General features: G+C 68.5%; 19 protein-coding genes and 1 riboswitch. Of the genes, 15 read left to right on the forward strand and 4 right to left on the reverse strand.

Features of this window, described 5'->3' with window-relative positions; translation table 11 throughout:
* Positions 1-8: 8 nt before the first annotated feature.
* From gatC to gatB, 3 genes are read left to right on the forward strand one after another with little or no spacing between them, the layout of a single operon-like run.
* Positions 9-308: an Asp-tRNA(Asn)/Glu-tRNA(Gln) amidotransferase subunit GatC gene (gene gatC, locus EV379_RS05525; protein WP_083363675.1), complete on the forward strand. Its 300-nt coding sequence runs from the start codon at positions 9-11 to the stop codon at positions 306-308.
* A complete protein-coding gene (gene gatA, locus EV379_RS05530; protein ID WP_130505252.1) occupies positions 305-1837 on the forward strand; it encodes an Asp-tRNA(Asn)/Glu-tRNA(Gln) amidotransferase subunit GatA in 1533 nt (510 codons plus the stop codon). Before gatC ends, gatA begins: the two co-directional genes overlap by 4 nt.
* Entirely contained in the window at positions 1837-3351 is a 1515-nt protein-coding gene (gatB, locus tag EV379_RS05535) for an Asp-tRNA(Asn)/Glu-tRNA(Gln) amidotransferase subunit GatB (RefSeq protein ID WP_130505253.1), read from the forward strand. Before gatA ends, gatB begins: the two co-directional genes overlap by 1 nt.
* Before the next feature lie 82 nt (positions 3352-3433).
* Here gatB and EV379_RS05540 read toward each other — a convergent pair whose 3' ends face one another.
* Positions 3434-4756, reverse strand: a complete 1323-nt coding sequence (locus EV379_RS05540; protein WP_130505254.1) for an acyltransferase family protein — start codon at positions 4754-4756, stop codon at positions 3434-3436.
* Between the two features lie 173 nt (positions 4757-4929).
* Between EV379_RS05540 and EV379_RS05545 the strand changes: the two genes are divergently transcribed.
* On the forward strand, positions 4930-5526 hold the full coding sequence (locus EV379_RS05545) for a hypothetical protein (protein ID WP_130505255.1): 597 nt from the start codon (positions 4930-4932) through the stop codon (positions 5524-5526).
* Here EV379_RS05545 and EV379_RS05550 read toward each other — a convergent pair.
* Both EV379_RS05550 and EV379_RS05555 read right to left on the reverse strand, forming a co-directional pair.
* Positions 5523-6311, reverse strand: a complete 789-nt coding sequence (locus EV379_RS05550) for a cache domain-containing protein (RefSeq protein WP_130505256.1) — start codon at positions 6309-6311, stop codon at positions 5523-5525. The two genes, EV379_RS05545 and EV379_RS05550, sit on opposite strands and share 4 nt — an antisense overlap.
* Positions 6312-6362: 51 nt before the next feature.
* Positions 6363-7130 (reverse strand): FadR/GntR family transcriptional regulator, encoded by a 768-nt coding sequence (locus tag EV379_RS05555; protein ID WP_165397293.1) that lies wholly within the window; start codon positions 7128-7130, stop codon positions 6363-6365.
* A 162-nt stretch (positions 7131-7292) separates the two neighbouring features.
* On the opposite strand from EV379_RS05555, the gene EV379_RS05560 reads away from it, so the two are divergent.
* From EV379_RS05560 to EV379_RS05590, 7 genes are all read left to right on the forward strand, one after another.
* Positions 7293-8342 (forward strand): ABC transporter ATP-binding protein, encoded by a 1050-nt coding sequence (locus EV379_RS05560; RefSeq protein ID WP_130505258.1) that lies wholly within the window; start codon positions 7293-7295, stop codon positions 8340-8342.
* An 88-nt stretch (positions 8343-8430) separates the two neighbouring features.
* A complete protein-coding gene (locus tag EV379_RS05565) occupies positions 8431-9609 on the forward strand; it encodes an extracellular solute-binding protein (protein WP_130505259.1) in 1179 nt (392 codons plus the stop codon).
* A gap of 89 nt (positions 9610-9698) precedes the next feature.
* Positions 9699-10601, forward strand: a complete 903-nt coding sequence (locus EV379_RS05570) for an ABC transporter permease (protein ID WP_130505260.1) — start codon at positions 9699-9701, stop codon at positions 10599-10601.
* A gap of 11 nt (positions 10602-10612) precedes the next feature.
* The gene (locus EV379_RS05575) at positions 10613-11413 is read left to right on the forward strand and encodes an ABC transporter permease (protein WP_130505261.1); all 801 of its coding nucleotides are present in this window, start codon (positions 10613-10615) and stop codon (positions 11411-11413) included.
* A 34-nt stretch (positions 11414-11447) separates the two neighbouring features.
* Positions 11448-12668, forward strand: a complete 1221-nt coding sequence (gene dinB / locus EV379_RS05580; RefSeq protein WP_130505262.1) for a DNA polymerase IV — start codon at positions 11448-11450, stop codon at positions 12666-12668.
* A 9-nt stretch (positions 12669-12677) separates the two neighbouring features.
* Positions 12678-13016, forward strand: coding sequence for a hypothetical protein (locus tag EV379_RS05585; protein ID WP_130505263.1), 339 nt, complete (start codon positions 12678-12680; stop codon positions 13014-13016).
* A gap of 31 nt (positions 13017-13047) precedes the next feature.
* Positions 13048-13632, forward strand: coding sequence for a dihydrofolate reductase family protein (locus tag EV379_RS05590; protein WP_130505264.1), 585 nt, complete (start codon positions 13048-13050; stop codon positions 13630-13632).
* Here the strand turns inward: EV379_RS05590 and EV379_RS17145 are convergent.
* Positions 13617-13772, reverse strand: a complete 156-nt coding sequence (locus tag EV379_RS17145) for a hypothetical protein (RefSeq protein ID WP_165397294.1) — start codon at positions 13770-13772, stop codon at positions 13617-13619. The genes EV379_RS05590 and EV379_RS17145 overlap by 16 nt on opposite strands.
* Positions 13773-13834: 62 nt before the next feature.
* A riboswitch (TPP riboswitch) is annotated at positions 13835-13944 on the forward strand.
* Between the two features lie 39 nt (positions 13945-13983).
* On the opposite strand from EV379_RS17145, the gene EV379_RS05595 reads away from it, so the two are divergent.
* The 4 genes from EV379_RS05595 to EV379_RS05610 are packed head-to-tail and all read left to right on the forward strand — an operon-like array spanning position 13984 to position 17439.
* On the forward strand, positions 13984-14631 hold the full coding sequence (locus tag EV379_RS05595) for an ECF transporter S component (RefSeq protein ID WP_130505265.1): 648 nt from the start codon (positions 13984-13986) through the stop codon (positions 14629-14631).
* Positions 14632-14634: 3 nt separating this feature from the next.
* Positions 14635-16110, forward strand: coding sequence for an ABC transporter ATP-binding protein (locus EV379_RS05600; protein ID WP_130505266.1), 1476 nt, complete (start codon positions 14635-14637; stop codon positions 16108-16110).
* Positions 16107-16889, forward strand: coding sequence for an energy-coupling factor transporter transmembrane component T family protein (locus EV379_RS05605; protein ID WP_130505267.1), 783 nt, complete (start codon positions 16107-16109; stop codon positions 16887-16889). Before EV379_RS05600 ends, EV379_RS05605 begins: the two co-directional genes overlap by 4 nt.
* Positions 16876-17439 carry a nucleoside/nucleotide kinase family protein gene (locus tag EV379_RS05610; protein ID WP_242616257.1) on the forward strand — a complete coding sequence of 188 codons (564 nt, stop codon included), beginning with the start codon at positions 16876-16878 and terminating at the stop codon, positions 17437-17439. The genes EV379_RS05605 and EV379_RS05610 overlap by 14 nt, the downstream gene beginning before the upstream one ends.
* Positions 17440-17446 lie beyond the last annotated feature (7 nt).

Below are 17446 nucleotides of genomic sequence, written 5' to 3' on the forward strand. Positions count from 1 at the left end.
GGAGACCCATGTCCGGAATCAGCGCAGAGCAGGTTGCACACCTCGCTCAGCTCGCCCGCATCGACCTGAGCCCAGAAGAGATTCTGAGCCTCACCACCGAACTCGACCAGATCGTCGACTCGGTCGCCAAGGTGACCGCCGTCGCAACGCCCGACGTCCCGGCGACCAGCCACCCGATCCCGCTGCAGAACGTGTTCCGCCCCGATGTGGTCGGTGAGACCCTCACGCTGGAGCAGGCGCTGCAGAACGCGCCGGCCCACGACGGCTCGCGGTTCAAGGTTTCGGCAATCCTGGGAGAAGAGCAGTGAGCGACATCATTCGGCTGAGCGCCGCAGACCTCGGTGCCTCGATCGCCGCAGGCGACATCACATCGGTGGAGGCAACACAGGCTCACCTCGACCGCATCGACGCCGTCGACGGCGCCGTCCACGCCTACCTGCACGTCGCACCGGAGCTGGCCCTGGCCGCCGCGGCCCGCGTCGACGCACAGCGTGCGGCCGGCGAGAAGCTCGGCCCGCTGGCCGGCGTGCCGATCGCCGTCAAGGACGTGCTCGTCACCACCGACATGCCGTCGACCAGCGGCTCCAAGATCCTCGAGGGCTACATGTCGCCCTTCGACGCCACCGTCGTCAAGAAGGTGCGCGAAGCGGGTCTGATCCCGATCGGCAAGACCAACATGGACGAGTTCGCCATGGGCTCCTCCACCGAGCACTCGGCGTACGGTCCCACCCGCAACCCGTGGGCGCTCGACCGCATCCCAGGTGGATCGGGTGGCGGTTCCGCCGCGGCCGTCGCCGGCTACGAGGCGTCCATCGCCCTCGGCAGCGACACCGGCGGCTCCATCCGCCAGCCTGCGCACGTGACGGGCACCGTCGGCGTCAAGCCGACCTACGGAGCGGTCAGCCGCTACGGCGCGATCGCCCTGGCCTCCTCGCTCGACCAGATCGGCCCGGTCAGCCGCACCGTCCTCGACTCCGCGCTGCTGCAGGACATCATCGGCGGGCACGACCCGCACGACTCCACCTCGCTTCGCAGCGAGTGGCCGTCAATGGCGGATGCCGTGCGCAACGCGAGCGTGCAGGGTCTGAAGGTCGGCGTCATCAAGCAGCTGCAGGGCGACGGCTTCCAGGCAGGCGTCATGGCCCGCTTCCAGGAGTCGCTGGCACTGCTCGAGCAGAACGGCGCCGAGATCGTCGAGCTGGAGGCTCCGAGCTTCGAGCACGCGATCGCCGCGTACTACCTGATCCTGCCTGCCGAGGCATCCAGCAACCTGGCCAAGTTCGACTCCGTGCGCTTCGGCCTCCGCGTGAACCCCACGAGCGGCGGAACCGTCGAAGACGTGATGAGCGCCACGCGCGACGCCGGCTTCGGGCCGGAGGTCAAGCGCCGCATCATCCTCGGCACCTACGCGCTGAGTGCCGGTTACTACGACGCCTACTACGGCAGCGCCCAGAAGGTGCGCACGCTCGTGCAGCGCGACTTCGCCGCCGCATTCTCGCAGGTCGACGTCATCGCCTCGCCCACCGCGCCGACCACGGCGTTCAAGCTCGGCGAGAAGCTCAACGACCCGCTCGCGATGTACCTGAACGACATCGCGACGATCCCGGCCAACCTGGCCGGCATCCCCGGCATCACCCTGCCGGCCGGTCTGGCCGATGAAGACGGTTTGCCCGTCGGCATCCAGTTCCTCGCCCCGGCACACGAAGACGCCCGCCTCTACAACGTCGGCGGCGCACTCGAGCAGCTGCTCGTCGCGCAGTGGGGCGGACACCTGCTGGAACAGGCTCCGGATCTGCTCGAACTGATCAAGGCTGCGGCCGAGGAAGGTGCCCGCTGATGGCCCGCGCACAATTGATGGACTTCGACAAGGCACTCGAGCTCTTCGAGCCGGTCATGGGCTTCGAGGTGCACGTCGAGCTGAACACCAAGACGAAGATGTTCTCCGACGCCCCGAACGTGTTCGGTGCAGAGCCGAACACCGGCCTGAGCCCGCTCTGCCTCGGACTGCCTGGCACGCTGCCCGTCGTCAACGAGCAGGCCGTGCGCTACTCGATCAGCCTGGGCCTCGCCCTCGGCTGCTCGATCGCCGAGTCGAGCCGTTTCGCCAGGAAGAACTACTTCTACCCGGACACCCCGAAGAACTACCAGATCTCGCAGTACGACGAGCCGATCGCCTTCGAAGGCTCCGTCGAGATCGAGCTCGCCGACGGCACCCTCATCGACATTCCCATCGAGCGTGCTCACATGGAGGAGGACGCGGGCAAGCTCACGCACATCGGTGGGTCGAGCGGCCGCATCCAGGGCGCGGACTACTCGCTCGTCGACTACAACCGCGCCGGTGTTCCCCTCGTCGAGATCGTCACCAAGCCGATCTACGGCGGCGAGCACCGTTCGCCGGAGATCGCGAAGGCCTACGTCGCAGCGATCCGCGACATCGTCGTGTCGCTCGGCATCTCCGACGCCAAGATGGAGCGCGGCAACCTGCGTTGCGACGCCAACGTCTCGCTGCGGCCGCGTGTCGCCGAGGGCGCTCAGCCCGCACCGCTCGGCACCCGCACCGAGACCAAGAACGTCAACTCGCTTCGCTCCGTCGAGCGTGCGGTTCGCTTCGAGATCCAGCGTCAGGCCGCCATCCTCGCCAAGGGCGGCAGCATCACGCAGGAGACCCGCCACTGGCACGAGGACACCGGCGAGACGAGTGCTGGTCGCCCGAAGAGCGACGCAGACGACTACCGCTACTTCCCTGAGCCCGATCTGCTGCCCGTCGTTCCGTCGGCCGAGCTGGTCGAGGAGCTGCGCGCCGCTCTGCCAGAGCAGCCGGCCGTGCGGCGTCGCCGGTTGAAGGCCGAGTGGGGCTTCACGGATCTCGAGTTCCAGGACATCCAGAACTCCGGCCTGCTCACCGAGGTCTCCGAGACGGTTGCGGCCGGCGCCAGCCCCGCAGCCGCGCGCAAGTGGTGGACGGGCGAGATCGCCCGTCTGGCGAACGCCGCCGATGCGGATGCCGCAAGCCTGGTGTCTCCGGCCGATGTCGCGGCCCTCGCCGGGCTGGTCGAGGCCGGCACCCTGACCGACCGCCTGGCCCGCCAGGTGCTCGAGGGTGTCGTCGCAGGCGAAGGAACGCCGCAGCAGGTCGTCGACGCGCGTGGCCTCGCCGTCGTGTCTGACGACGGCGCCCTGATCGCGGCCATCGACGAGGCGCTTGCCGCCCAGCCCGATGTGCTCGAGAAGATCCGCGACGGCAAGGTCCAGGCTGCAGGCGCCGTCATCGGCGCCGTCATGAAGGCCATGAAGGGCCAGGCCGACGCCGCCCGCGTACGCGAGCTCGTTTTGGAGCGCGCGAACGCCTAATCGGGTGTGCGGGTCTCGCGCACAGCGCCGCCCGCGTACGCGAACTCGTTTTGGAGCGCGCGAACGCCTGATCGATCCAGGATCAGCTGGCCGACTCCGGCCCGTTGAACCCCGGCGCCAACGACCTCTCGGAATATCCGAGGGGTCGTTGTGCGATCACGGCGATGCTGAGAGACGCGGTGCCGGCCAGCGCGACCCAGAAGTTCAACCCGAACACCGTGACCCAGAACGGCGGCAGCACGAGCAGACTGACCGAGATTCCGATGACACCATCGCTGACATGCGTTCCGCGCGGCAGCGCGGCCGGCGCCTGCTCGAGTCGACCGAGCGGAATCGAGATGGCATACAGCACAATTCCGGAGAGCGCCAGAATGGCCGGCCTGGTCCACCACCAGATGGCGCTCCCCGGCGGTTCGGCCGGCAGAGGTGTGAGCAGCAGGAGCCCGACGACCAGCGCGAACACGGGGAGATGCCAGAGGTAGATCGTCATCAGCCTGCTGCCGATGACGCCGACGATGGCCCGTGCACTCCGCAGTCGCATGGCTCGGCCGAGCAGCGGGTAGACGAGCATGAGCAGGCTGCACTGGCCGACCGCGAGCACGATGATGGCCGGCGTCGGGGGGTTCAGGTTGTCGAGCATGCTCTCCGGGTAGCCGGCCATGACAAGCAACAGCAGCGCGGCGAAGCTGCCGGCGGCGATGCCGAGAATGCTCCACCTGGAGCGCCGCGCGAACCAGCCGTCTGCCACCCAGAAGCCCAGCTGCTGGGCGAACAGCCAGACGAAGGTCATGTTCAGCAGGCCGAGTGCCTCGACACCGGTACCGAGCCGCACCAGGTCGAGCGCGGTCGCGCCAACGGCGAGGGCGGCGAGCGTCGTACGCGGCGCAATCCTGTGGAACGTCGCCATCCCGGGCAGAAACGTCTGGGTGAAGGCGTAGGCGGCCAGAAACCAGAGCGGGGAGGCGACCCCCAGCGCCATGGCCCAGATGGATTCCGGAGCGATTCCGACCAGGTGCAGGACCACGATCGCGATGGTGAAGAATGCGAAGAGCGGTATCGCGGGGCGGGCCAGGCGCAGAATCCGCGATCGGATGAAGTCAGAGGCAGTGCCGCCAGCCCGCTCGAGCCGCTCCCAGGACCCCAGACCGACGACGCCGCCGACCATGAAGAACAGCGGCATGATCTGCGCGAACCAGGTGACCGGTGCCAGCCACGGCTGTTCCAGAAGTGTTGGACGGATGACGAGCCCCTGGCCCGGGATGATGATGGCGCCGACCATCAGAAGGTGCCCGACGACCACGAGCATCAGACACGCCACACGCACGAGATCCACCACGGCATCGCGTTCAGGGGGTGCGCCACCACTGCCCGAGTCGTTCGCTTGAGGTACAGGCGATCTTGCCATCGCGACTCCGGCTCATCCAGTGACGGTGATTGTGTTCATTCTGGCATTGCCGGATGCGTTTCGGCCTGATTCTCTGCGCAACTTCTGACGCAGCACGCTCACAGGGGCCATGCAGCCTGCATGCCGGCGCACTGCCTAGAGTGGGAAGCGACATCGAGGGTGAGGACACCGACATGGGAATCATGGATTGGCTATTCGGGCAGCAGCCCCAGTCGGAGCAGCAGCGTCGCGCCGCGATTCCCCGCGAGCGCAGTGCAGATGAGGTGGCGATCGAACGCTACCGGTACCTGCTGCGCACCGCTCCACCCGAGGCGATCGAACAGGCCCACGCCGAGGCATTCGCCCGGCTCACCCCCGAGCAGCGCGCCGTCGTCTTCGCCGAGCTGAGCGAAGGCGCCCCAGCCGGCGAGCAGCCGCGATCCGACGACTCCCGGGCTCTTGCCCAGGCGGCGACGCGGCGTGAACTGCAGGCGCCGGGCACCCTCGAGCGTTCCTTCTCCGGCCAGCGTGGGGCTGGCCCCAGCTTCGGCAGCATGATGGGCAGCTCGATGCTCGGAACGATCGCCGGTGTGGTGATCGGCTCGGCCATCGCCCAGGCCTTCATTCCAGACTCCGTCGGCGAGAGCGCCTCGGCCGATGGTGCAGACAGCGGGGCGGATGCCGGTGCAGACAGCGGGGCCGACGCCGGCGCATCGGACGGCGGCTTCGGTGATTTCGGCGGAGGTGACTTCGGCGGCGGCGACTTCGGCGGAGGAGACTTCGGCTTCTAGCCCTGGCCGATCACCAGCGACAGGCTCGTGTCGCCGCAGGCGACGACGCGTTCCCCGCCCGGCAGCAGTGCGGCGCGCTCTGCGGACGCGGATGCTCCCGCCGTCGCGGCGAGGGCGGCCGTGAGGCCGTCGCTCCTGAGCAGTGACCCGGTCGCCCGGTGAGCGTCTGTCGATGCCACGATTCTCGCCGAGGCGTTGACGAGCGTCGTCGGCGCGCCGAGCTCGTAGAGCCGGGGGAGCAGCACCGATTCGATGTCGTCGACGTAGAGGTCAGCACCGACGACGCCGATCAGCGATCCGTCTGCGTGCACCGGCGCGGTGAGCGTGAGCGTGTACTCGTCGGTGCACAGGTAGTCGACGTAGGGACCCGTGATGTGCTGGGCGCCCGTCTGCACGGGCACGCGCCACCATTCCAGAGCCGTGTAGTCGCGGAAGTTCTCGGACTCCGGGTCCTCGACGGCGAGCAAGCGGCGCATCTCGGGAGTCGCGCCGTCAACGCCGAAGGTATTGAGCTGACCGAGCCACCATGAGATGTGCCACTCGGAGTCACTGAGGTAGCCAGGTGCTGCGACGAATCCGGCTCCGATGATCAGGTTGTCGGATGCCGCGAACTGCGGCAGCACGATCGCGTCGACCAGCGCGTCGAGCTCGGCCACGCTCGGCCGCGCTCCGATCTGCTGCTCGAACGCGTCACGCCACGCGGCGACGCGCCCGAAGACGGTGTCGAAGGTCGCGCTGATGCCGTCGACACAGCGGCTGACGGCGGGGGACTCGGTGATCGTCATGATCGGTGCTCACTTCATTGTGGCGGGACGGGTGGGGTCGTGCTTGTGGTGTCAGGCCGGCATTTTCTCGCGTTGCTGCGCCAGCATGCCCTTGCGGGCGACGAGCCAGTCGACGGCCATCGCGATGTGCCTCGTCGACTCGCGGCGCGCGGCATCCGGATCGACCGCCTCGACGGCCGCGGTCACGGTGTGGAGAACGTCGAGGCCGTGCTCCCGGTGCTCGGCCTCGCTCAGGCACAGCCAGAGCACGGGCCCGAACTCGGCCTGCAACCGCAGTTCCTCGCGCACGAGCCGCGCCGATTGGCTGAGTGCGGCCAGTTCCAGCTGGAACCGCGACAGCGCTCGCCTGGCCGCGCCCTCCTCTGCGACGTCGAACGACGAGCTGATGGTGCGAAGAGTCTCCACGTCGAGCGGGCCGGCCCTGTCTGCGGCCAGCTCTGCCGCCATGCCGGCGATCGCCGAATAGTGCACGCCCATGTCACGGATCTCGCTGCGGGCGAGGGCATCGACCCTCTGATCGAGGATGTCGTGGCGGGCGTGCCCGGAGAAGGTGACGAAACTGCCGCCGTCGCGTCCGCGGCGCGTCGTCACGAGGCCGCGCGAGCGCAGTGCCTCGAGCGATTCCCTGGCCGTGACGACGGCGACACCGAGCTGTTTGGCGAGTTCCAGTTCGCTCGGCAGCCGCTCGCCATCTGGCAGCACACCGGACACGATGGCGTCGCTCAGCCGTTGCTCGACGAGCTCGGCCCGCCCCTCGGTGTGCAGGGGGGTGAACACCGCCGCGCGCGTGAGCGTCGCGGCACGAATGGACTGCGGCATCGACCCTCCTCGCAAGTTGTGACATGACCGTAACATAAAGCTTCCCGTTATGACATCTGGAACCATATGATTCATCTCACGAGGTCGAATCGGGCGGCGTCCACCACTGGACATCGCCTCGAGGGACCGTGCCAGCAGAGTCGCTGATCAGAAGGAGCGAGCGTGCCAACAGATGCACCGGCCATCAGGCTGAGCGGACTGACGAAGTCTTTCGGCACGGTGAACGCCGTCGACGGTGTCGACCTCGACATCGCACCAGGCGAGTTCTTCTCGATGCTCGGGCCATCCGGTTCAGGCAAGACCACCGTGCTCCGGCTCATCGCCGGTTTCGAGATGCCGAGCGCCGGCACGGTCGAGCTGTTCGGGCAGGATGTCACGGCGAAGGCGCCATTCGACCGCGACGTGAACACGGTCTTCCAGGACTACGCGCTGTTCCCGCACATGAGCGTTCTCGACAACGTGGCGTACGGCCTGCGGGTGCGCGGGGTCGGGAAGGCGGAACGCCGCGAGCGGGCCAGAGCCTCGCTCGAGAAGGTGCGTCTCGGCTCCTTCGGCGACCGTAAGCCCGCCCAGCTCTCCGGCGGCCAGCGGCAACGCGTCGCCCTCGCCAGGGCCACCGTCGTCGAGCCCAAGGCGCTGCTGCTCGACGAGCCCCTCGGCGCGCTCGATCTCAAGCTCCGCGAGCAGATGCAGGTCGAACTCAAGGAATTGCAGCGTGACCTCGGTATCACCTTCATCTTCGTGACCCACGACCAGGAGGAAGCGTTGACGCTCTCCGACCGCATCGCCGTCTTCAACAACGGGCGTATCGAGCAGCTCGGCACGCCAGCGGAGCTCTACGAACGACCCGGCTCGCGATTCGTCGCCGATTTCGTCGGCACATCGAATCTCTTCGACGAGGACCGATCGCGCAGCATCCTCGGGCGCGAGGGCCAGCACTCCGTGCGTCCAGAGAAGATGACGGTGACCCATGGCGGCCTCGACGGCGATGGCATCGTGAACGTGCCAGGCACCGTGGTCGAGGCGATCTACCTCGGCAGTGGTGTGCGACTCGTCGTCGACCTCGACGACGGCACCCGCGTGAGCGTGCTCGAGCGGAACGACCGCGACCGGGTGCGCGACGACGAGCGAGGCGACAGGGTCGTCGTCTCGTGGCACCACGACGACGTCGTGCACCTCGGCACAGAGGTGATCCCCGGCATCTCCGGCTGAGGCATCTGAGCACCACCACAGCGCACCGCATTGCACCACACCGCATTTCACAACACAGAGATTTCACAACACAGAGAAGGAGAGAACCATGAAGCGCATGACGCGCACGGTACGCCGCGGCGTGACCGTCGGACTCGCGATCACAACGGTCGCGCTGCTCACGGCCTGTGGCACCTCGGGCGGCGGGACGGGGCCGACCGAGGCCGCGAGCGAGCTCGGCGAGACCGAGGGCCAGCTGTCGGTGCTGGCCTGGCCCGGATACGCCGAGGACGGCTCGAACGATCCCGCGGTCGACTGGGTCACACCGTTCGAGGATGCAACAGGCTGCGAGGTCACGGTCAAGACCTTCGGTACCTCCGACGAGGCCGTGAACCTCTTCAAGACAGGCGACTACGACGTCGTGTCCGCCTCGGGCGACGCATCCCTGCGGCTCGTCGCCGCCGGCGATGTACAGCCGGTGAACCTGGACCTGGTCCCGAACTACGCGAACGTCTACGACTTCCTGAAGGACAAGGCGTGGAACACTGTCGACGGCCAGAACTACGGTGTGCCGCACGGCTACGGCGCGAACCTGCTCATGTACAGCACCGACGTCTTCAGCGAGGCGCCGAGCAGCTGGGGCGTCGTCTTCGACGAGTCCGATGCGTACACGGGCAAGGTCACGGCGTACGATTCACCGATCTACATCGCCGACGCGGCGATGTATCTCATGGCCACGCAGCCCGACCTCGGGATCGAGAACCCCTACGCCCTCGATGAGGAGCAACTCGCAGCGGCCGTCGACCTGCTCAAGACGCAGCGCGCGAACATCGGCGAGTACTGGTCGGACTACCTCAAGGAGATCCAGGCGTTCACGACCGGTGACACCGTCGTCGGCACGACGTGGCAGGTGATCCAGAACGTTGCGGCGGCCGAGGGCGCGCCGACCGACGTCACCGTTCCAGAGGAGGGCGTGACCGGCTGGTCGGACACCTGGATGATCTCGTCCAGCACGGAGAACCCGAACTGCTCGTACGCGTGGCTCGACTACATCGCGAGCCCCGAGGTGAACGGCCAGGCGACCGAGTACTTCGGAGAGGCCCCGTCCAGCGACGAGGCCTGCGAGTTCCGCTCGGACTGCGAGGCATACCACGCCGGTGACGCCGCGTACGCGGAGAACATCTGGTACTGGACAACGCCGATTGAGAAGTGCATCGACGGTCGCACGGATGTCACGTGCACCGACTACTCGGCGTGGACCGAGGCCTGGCAGGAGATCAAGGGCTGAGCCCCTCTCGTCGGTCGAGTAGCGAGCGTCGACCGCGCCGCTGCTCGACCGACGACTGCCACCCAGCCAGACGCGACAGGACACGAACGATGACGACCACCTCCACGGTGCCGCGGCCACCGCGCACACCCGCACGCGCGGCATCCGCCTTCCTCAGCGCCCACCCGCGCACACGACTCATCCTGCTGCTCAGCGCCCCCTTGTTCTGGCTCGGCGTCGTCTATGTCGTGGCGCTCGCGCTGCTGCTCGTCACCGCGTTCTGGTCGGTCGACAGCTTCACCGGCGAGGTCACGACCGAGTTCACGCTCGACAACATCATCGAGGTCGTCACCGGCTCGCTCTACCAGACGGTCACCCTGCGCACGGTCGGAGTCGCACTCGCCGTCACGCTCATCGACGTGGCCTTCGCGCTGCCGATCGCGTTCTTCATGGCCAAGGTCGCAACGCCCCGTATGCAGCGCGTGCTGCTGATCCTGGTGCTCACTCCGCTGTGGGCGAGCTACCTCGTCAAGGCGTACGCGTGGCGTTCGGTTCTCTCGCAGGACGGCATCCTCGAGTGGCTCGTGGCGCCGTTCGGCGGCCAGACCATCGGCTACGGGTTGCCGGCGACGATCATCACGCTGTCATACCTCTGGCTGCCGTACGTGATCCTGCCCATCTACGCTGGGCTCGAGCGGGTGCCGGACTCGCTGCTTGAGGCATCCGGTGACCTCGGCGGCAAGAGCTGGCCGACACTGCGTCTCGTGGTCTTCCCGCTCGTGCTGCCGGCCATCATCGCCGGCACGATCTTTGCCTTCGCGCTCTCGCTCGGCGACTACATCACCGTGAATATCGTCGGCGGCGCGAACCAGATGCTCGGAAACCTCGTCTACACGAACGTCGGCGCCGCGAACAACCTGCCGCTCGCGTCGGCGATCGCGCTCATCCCGATCGCGATCATCTTCGGTTACCTCTTCCTCGTGCGCCGCACCGGCGCGCTCGACAACCTGTAAGGGGCGACCGGATGCGACTCTCGCGACTCTCCCGCACGGCACTCGGCATCATCACCGTGGTGATCCTGGTGATCGTCTACGTGCCGCTGTTCGTCGTGCTCGTGAACTCGTTCTCGACCTCGAGAACGCTCTCGTGGCCGCCGCCGGGTTTCACCCTCGAGTGGTGGGAGCGCGCCTTCCAGAGCGCAGGCGCCATGGAGGCCGTGGCGACGAGCGTGCAGATCGCCATCGTCGCGACGATCATCTCGCTCGTGCTCGGCACACTCATCTCGCTCGCGCTGCAACGGTTCGAGTTCTTCGGTCGCGAAGCGATCAGCCTGCTCGTGATCCTGCCGATCGCGCTGCCTGGCATCATCACCGGTATCGCGCTCAACAACTTCTTCCGCACGATCATGGGCGTACCGCTCTCGATCTGGACGGTCGTGATCGCGCACGCGACCTTCTGCATCGTCACGGTGTTCAACAACGTGATCGCGCGCCTGCGGCGGCTCGGCACGAATTTCGAGGAGGCATCCGCCGACCTCGGTGCAGGGCTCTGGACGACCTTCCGCCTTGTCACCTTTCCGCAGCTGCGTTCCGCGCTGTTCGCGGGGGGTCTGCTCGCCTTCGCGCTGAGCTTCGACGAGATCATCGTGACGACATTCACCGCCGGCTCCGGGGTGACGACTCTGCCGATCTTCATCCTGAACAACATGTTCCGGCCGAACCAGGCCCCGATCGTGTCGGTCATCGCCGTCGTGCTGGTGCTGGTGTCGATCGTTCCGATCTACATCGCACAGCGCATTGCGGGAACAGAGAAGACGCTGCGCTGACCACGCTGTCAGCGGGCGGCATTACGCTCGAAGGGTGAGCAAGCAAGACGGGTCGACGCGGCAGGTGAGTGCACCGGGCGCCGACGACTCGCGGACGCCGTTCCTGCACGTCGACCTCGACGCGTTCTTCGCATCCGTCGAGCTCCTGGACAATCCGGACCTCGCGGGCAAGCCGGTCGTCGTCGGTGGCCTGGGCCCGCGTTCCGTGGTGTCCGCAGCCAACTACGAGGCCCGTCGCTACGGCGTGAACTCGGCGATGCCGATGGCGTTGGCGCTTCGGCGATGCCCGAATGCCGTCGTCGTCCCTGTGCGGATGCACCGCTATGCCGAGCTCTCGGCGCAGGTGATGGCCATCTTCGACGACATGACGCCGCTGGTCGAGCGCCTCGGCATCGATGAGGCCTTCCTCGACGTCTCCGGCGCGGCCAAGCTGCTCGGTTCACCCCGCGTCGTCGCGGAACTGCTGCGGGCCCGGGTGCTCGCGGAAACGGGGCTGACCTGCTCGGTCGGCGTCGCGTCAACGAAGTTCGTCGCCAAGCTCGCCTCCGGGCGTTCCAAGCCCAACGGCCTGCTCGTCGTGCCGGCCGACCAGACGCTGGCGTTCCTGCATCCGCTGCCGGTCAGCGCCCTCTGGGGCGTCGGCGCGGCGACAGAGGCCCAGCTGAAGAAGCTGGGGCTCAAACGGGTCGCGGATGTCGCGGAGACACCGCTCGGTGTCCTGCAGTCCACGCTCGGCCCCGCGCTCGGCCTCAAGCTGCACAGCCTCGCCAACGGGCTCGACCCGCGCGAGATCAGCACGGAGCGCGAAGAGAAGAGTATCGGCCACGAGACCACATTCAGTTACGACATCACCGACATCCGCGAGATCAGACGTGCGCTGCTGCGGCAATCGGATGACGTCGCCGCCCGGCTGCGCCGCGCTGAGCTCGTGGCGAGGACCGTCGTGCTGAAGCTGCGCTACAGCGACTTCAGCACGGTGACGAAGTCGCGCACGCTCGCCGAGCCGACGAACGTCGGCAGGCGCATCTATGAGGAGGCGCTCGCCGCCTTCGACGCGCTGGGTGCGGAGGGCAAGCGGGTTCGCCTCATCGGTGTGCGCGCGGAGCAGCTCGGTGTCGGCGGTGGGAGCCTCGGCTTGTGGGACCCGGATGAGGAGTGGCGGGACGCGGAACTGGCCGTCGACGAGGTCACGGCCCGTTTTGGCAAGGGCATGCTGAAGCCGGCGGCACTGGTCAGGTCGCCGCCCGAGGGGTAGCGTGTCGGCATGAGCAATATTGCTGTGCAGCTGGCCGATTCCGTCCGCGGTGGCGGAGCATCGATGGTCTACGGAGACAAGGTCGAGGTCGACGGACAGTCGATGGTCCCCGTCGCCCTCGCCTGGTACGGCTTCGGCGGTGGTGGGGCGCCCGACAGAGGCTCATCAGATTCCGCGCTGGGTGGTGGCGGCGGCGGTGGAGCGGCCATCCCGATCGGCGCCTACGTCAAACGTGACGGCGTGCTCCGCTTCGAGCCGAATGTCGTCTCGCTGCTGGCAGTTGCGACGCCGTTCGTCTGCGTCGCCGGTTGGGCGCTGTCCCGCGTCATCCGCGCGCTCAAGAGCTGACGCGGGGGCAACCCAGGCAGAGGAGAGCCTCGTGGGCACGGTGGTCATGTACGGTTCGGTGTCTGCTGACGGCTTCATCGCCGACGAGAACGACCAGCCAGGACCACTGTTCGACTGGTTGACCAGCGGTGATGTCCCCCTGGACGAGAGCGGCGTGCTGATGGTGTCGCAGACGTCCTACGAGTACATCCGGCCGTACTGGGATCAGATCGGGGTGACGGTCGTCGGCCGCCACGTCTTCGACCTGACGGACGGCTGGGAGGGGACGCCCCCGAGCGGGATCGACCACGTGGTCGTCGTGACACACCGTCCGCAGCCGGATGGCTGGGACCCAAACGCGCCGTTCCACTTCGTCGACGGCGTCGAGGCGGCCATGGCCATGGCCCACGAGCTCGCGGGGGACCGCACTGTCGAGGTCGCCGCGGGTGACGTTGGTGGCCAGGTGCTCGCCGCCGGCCTGGTCGACGAGGTACGCATGGATGTCGCACCCGTCGTGTTCGGGTCAGGCAAGCGCTACTTCGGGTCGGTCAACGCACAGCAGTTGCTGGAGGATCCAGAGGTGTTGCAGGGCAACCGGGTGCTGCACCTGCGCTATCGCGTTCAGCGGGCGCGGTAGCGCGCCACCAGCGAGGCGATCCGGTCGGACATCGCGGCGCGAACCGGCAGGCCAGCCGCGATCCGTCGGCGGCGGCGCACGGAGAGTGCGAGCAGCGCGATCATCAGCGCCGCCAACGGCAGCAAGATCACAATGCCCATGCTGCGATGCTAGCCGCTCTGCTGCGCCCCGAATGCCGAGTCGCGGGGGCGGGGCTATACTCGATGACGAACACGGGAGTCCGGTGAGCCGGGCTGAGAGGAAGCTGATCAAGCTTCGACCGTCGAACCTGATCTGGATCATGCCAGCGCAGGGAGGCAGAAACAATCTCATACCCGTGCCCTCTTTTCATCGAACGAAAGGGCACGAACAGTGCATGCAACAATCGCACCACACAATCACTCAAACAGCGGGTCATCCAACGCGGCTCCGGCGCGCATCGGCAGCTGGCGGGTCGTCGACATCGTCGTCGCCAGCGTCCTCGGCGTCGCCGCCGGTGTCATCTTCTGGGCTTGGGGGCTCGCCTGGGAGACGGTCAGCTCGCCGCTGAAGGTGGCGCTGCCCGGAATGCAGGCGGCGCTCGCGGCCGTCTGGCTGTTCGCCGGCGTGCTTGGCGGTCTCGTCATCCGCAAGCCGGGTGCCGCCGTGTACACCTCCACCCTGGCCGCAGTCGTCTCGGCGCTCGTCGGCACCCAGTGGGGCGGATTCCTCACGATCGAGGCCGGCCTCGTGCAGGGCCTCGGCGCAGAGCTGGTGTTCCTGCTCTTCCTGTACCGCCACTGGACCCTGCCGGTCGCGATCCTCGCCGGAGCGGGCGCCGGCCTCGGCATGGCCGTGAACGACCTGCTGCTCTGGTACCCGGGCGCCGCCACCGAGTTCATCGTGATCTACACGATCTCGGCCGTCGTCGGCGGTGCCGTCATCGCCGGGGCGCTGTCGTGGTTCGCCGTGCGCGGGCTCGCGGCCACCGGCGCACTCAGCCGTTTCGCCTCGGGCCGGCAGGCCCGGATCTCGGCCTGACCCGTGACCGGGCAGCAGGGCGCGGCGCGCGTCGACGTACAGGGCTGGGGTTGGCGGCACGCCGGCCGCAGTTCCTGGGCGGTCAGCGGCGTCGACTTCTCGATTTCGGCCGGGGAGAGGGTGCTGCTTCTCGGCGCATCCGGCGCCGGCAAGTCGACCCTGCTGCACGGCCTCGCCGGCGTGCTCGGCGGCGAGGAGGAGGGCGAGCACAGCGGCGCGCTGCTCATCGACCGGATGCCGGCCGCCACAGCACGGGGCCGGAGCGGCCTCGTGCTGCAGGACCCGGACTCCCAGGTCATCCTGGCCAGGGTCGGCGACGACGTGGCCTTCGGCTGCGAGAATCTCGGCCTCGACCGCGAGGAGATCTGGCGCCGCGTGCGGGAATCCCTCGACGCCGTCGGGCTCGACGTCGGGCTGGACCGGAGCACCTCGGCCCTCTCCGGCGGGCAGAAACAGCGACTGGCCCTGGCCGGCGCGCTGGCGATGCGCCCCGGCCTCCTGCTCCTCGACGAGCCGACGGCGAACCTTGATCCGGCCGGCGTCGTCGAGGTGCAACAGGCCGTCGCCCGCGTGCTCGAGAACCGGTCGACGACGCTCGTCGTCGTCGAGCACCGGGTCGAGGTGTGGCTGCCGCTGGTCGACCGCGTGATCGTGCTCGGCGCCGACGGCGGCGTGCTGGCCGACGGCGAGCCGGAGCGTGTGCTCCGCGAACAGGGGGAGAGCCTTGCGGCCGCCGGAGTCTGGGTTCCCGGTCACGCACCGGCAGCGCCGGAGCGACGGCGCACGGCCGAGCCGACGCCGTTGCTCGAGGCGCGCTCCCTGGCGGTGAGTCGGATGCCGCGGCATCCCGTTGCCGACGGCATCGAGCTCGGCGTACAGGCCGGCCGCGCGCTCGCCATCACCGGCCCGAACGGCGCGGGCAAGTCGACGCTCGCGCTGACGCTGGCCGGACTGCTGCCCCCGACCGGAGGCGAGCTCATCGCCACGGACGCTCTGGCGCAGGGGGCCGGCCCCGCTCCGATCCGCTGGAAGTCCCGCCAGCTGCTCACCCGTGTCGGAACGGTGTTCCAGGACCCGGAGCACCAGTTCCTCACCGCCAAGGTGCGGGACGAGCTCGCCGTCGGCCCGAAAGCCGTCGGCGCGAGCGCTGCCGAGGTGAGCGCCGTCATCGACGAGCTGCTCACGAGGCTGCGGCTCAGCCACCTCGCCGAGGCGAATCCATTCACCCTCTCCGGCGGCGAGAAACGCCGCCTCTCCGTTGCCACCGTGCTCGCGACGCGCCCGCGCATGCTCGTGCTCGACGAACCGACATTCGGGCAGGACGCTCGCACCTGGCGCGAGCTGCTCGCGCTCCTGGCCGGGCTCGTCGACGACGGCCACGCGCTCGTCGCCGTGACGCACGATGCAGCCTTCGTGCGGGCCATCGCCGACGAGGAGTACGTGCTCGGCGCGCACGCCGGCCAGGAGGTCCGCCGATGAGCGTCATGACGCCCGTCGGCACGACGAGCGCGCTCGGTCGGCTGAACCCGGTGGCGAAGATCGCCGCCACGATCCCGATCACCCTCGCGCTCGTGCTCACTCTCGACTGGGTGTCTGCGACGGTCGCCCTGCTGCTCGAGATCGCGGTGCTCTGCGCCGGCGGGCTCGGGAGGGTGATCTTCAGCGCCCGTTGTCTGCCCGTGTGGATCGCCGCACCGCTCACCGGATTCAGCATGGTGCTCTACGGTCAGGCATCCGGCGAGACCTACGTCGAGTTCTGGCTGGTGCACGTGACAGAGGGCTCTGTGGCGATCGGCGTCGCCACCTGCATGCGCGTGCTCGCCATCGCGCTGCCCGCCGTCGTGCTGTTCATCACGATCGACCCGACCGAACTGGCCGACGGCCTCGCCCAGGTGGCGAAGCTGCCGAGTCGCTTCGTGCTCGGCGCCCTCGCCGCGCTGCGCCTCGTCGGCCTGTTCATCGACGACTGGCGATCGCTGCAGCTGGCCAGACGTGCCCGCGGTGTCGCCGACCGCGGCCTGCTCCGGCGCCTGCTCGGGCAGGCGTTCGCACTGCTCGTGCTCTCGATCCGGCGCGGCAGCAAGTTGGCCACGGCCATGGAGGCCCGCGGCTTCGGTGGCTCCACCCGGCGCAGCTGGGCCCGCGAATCGCTCTTCGGCGCTCCGGACTGGTTCGCCATTGCCGTCGGGTTCGCGATCGCCGCGGCCTCCGTCACGGTGGCGGTCGCCACGGGGAGCTGGAACTTTGTGCTGCGCTGAGGCTGATGCCGGCGCCGACATCCGCCCGCTGCTCGAGCTGATCCTGGCCGCCCCGCGCGCCGCGGTGGTCGTGGTCGACGGCCCGAGCGGTGCGGGCAAGAGCACGCTGGCCGACCGGCTCATCGCGGCATGGCCGACGGATGCCGCCCCGCAACTGGTTCGCCTCGACGACGTCTATCCCGGCTGGGGCGGCCTCGTCGCCGGCGCCGAGCAGCTGCGCTCCGGTCTGCTGGCTGCGCGCGCGGCCGGGCGGCCGGCTGGCTGGCGGCGCTGGGACTGGGCCGATGGTGCTCCGGCGGAGTGGCACGCCATCGATCCGGAGCGTCCGGTTGTCATCGAGGGCTGCGGAGCGTTCATCGGTGATGCCGCGCACCTGGCAGACATCGCGGTGTGGGTCAGCGCGGACGACACCGTGCGCAAGGACAGGGCGCTCGCCCGTGACGCGGGCGGCTTCGACGCCCACTGGGACGAGTGGCAGCGCCAGTGGCTGGACTACGAGGAGCGCGAGAATCCGCGCGAGCGTGCGCTCGTCGTGTGCGAGGCGGACTAGCTGGTCA

The sequence above is a fragment of the Microterricola gilva genome, assembly GCF_004217495.1.
Classification (GTDB): domain Bacteria; phylum Actinomycetota; class Actinomycetes; order Actinomycetales; family Microbacteriaceae; genus Microterricola; species Microterricola gilva.

Excerpts from the sequence above, each read along its gene's own strand:
- EV379_RS05540 (WP_130505254.1), bottom strand. The coding sequence starts at position 4,756 with ATGGCAAGATCGCCTGTACCTCAAGCGAACGACTCGGGCAGTGGTGGC.
- EV379_RS05605 (WP_130505267.1), top strand. The coding sequence starts at position 16,107 with ATGAGCGTCATGACGCCCGTCGGCACGACGAGCGCGCTCGGTCGGCTG.
- EV379_RS05555 (WP_165397293.1), bottom strand. The coding sequence starts at position 7,130 with ATGCCGCAGTCCATTCGTGCCGCGACGCTCACGCGCGCGGCGGTGTTC.
- gatB (WP_130505253.1), top strand. The coding sequence starts at position 1,837 with ATGGCCCGCGCACAATTGATGGACTTCGACAAGGCACTCGAGCTCTTC.
- EV379_RS05585 (WP_130505263.1), top strand. The coding sequence starts at position 12,678 with ATGAGCAATATTGCTGTGCAGCTGGCCGATTCCGTCCGCGGTGGCGGA.
- EV379_RS17145 (WP_165397294.1), bottom strand. The coding sequence starts at position 13,772 with ATGGGCATTGTGATCTTGCTGCCGTTGGCGGCGCTGATGATCGCGCTG.
- EV379_RS05550 (WP_130505256.1), bottom strand. The coding sequence starts at position 6,311 with ATGACGATCACCGAGTCCCCCGCCGTCAGCCGCTGTGTCGACGGCATC.
- gatC (WP_083363675.1), top strand. The coding sequence starts at position 9 with ATGTCCGGAATCAGCGCAGAGCAGGTTGCACACCTCGCTCAGCTCGCC.
- EV379_RS05575 (WP_130505261.1), top strand. The coding sequence starts at position 10,613 with ATGCGACTCTCGCGACTCTCCCGCACGGCACTCGGCATCATCACCGTG.
- EV379_RS05565 (WP_130505259.1), top strand. The coding sequence starts at position 8,431 with ATGAAGCGCATGACGCGCACGGTACGCCGCGGCGTGACCGTCGGACTC.
- EV379_RS05570 (WP_130505260.1), top strand. The coding sequence starts at position 9,699 with ATGACGACCACCTCCACGGTGCCGCGGCCACCGCGCACACCCGCACGC.
- EV379_RS05545 (WP_130505255.1), top strand. The coding sequence starts at position 4,930 with ATGGGAATCATGGATTGGCTATTCGGGCAGCAGCCCCAGTCGGAGCAG.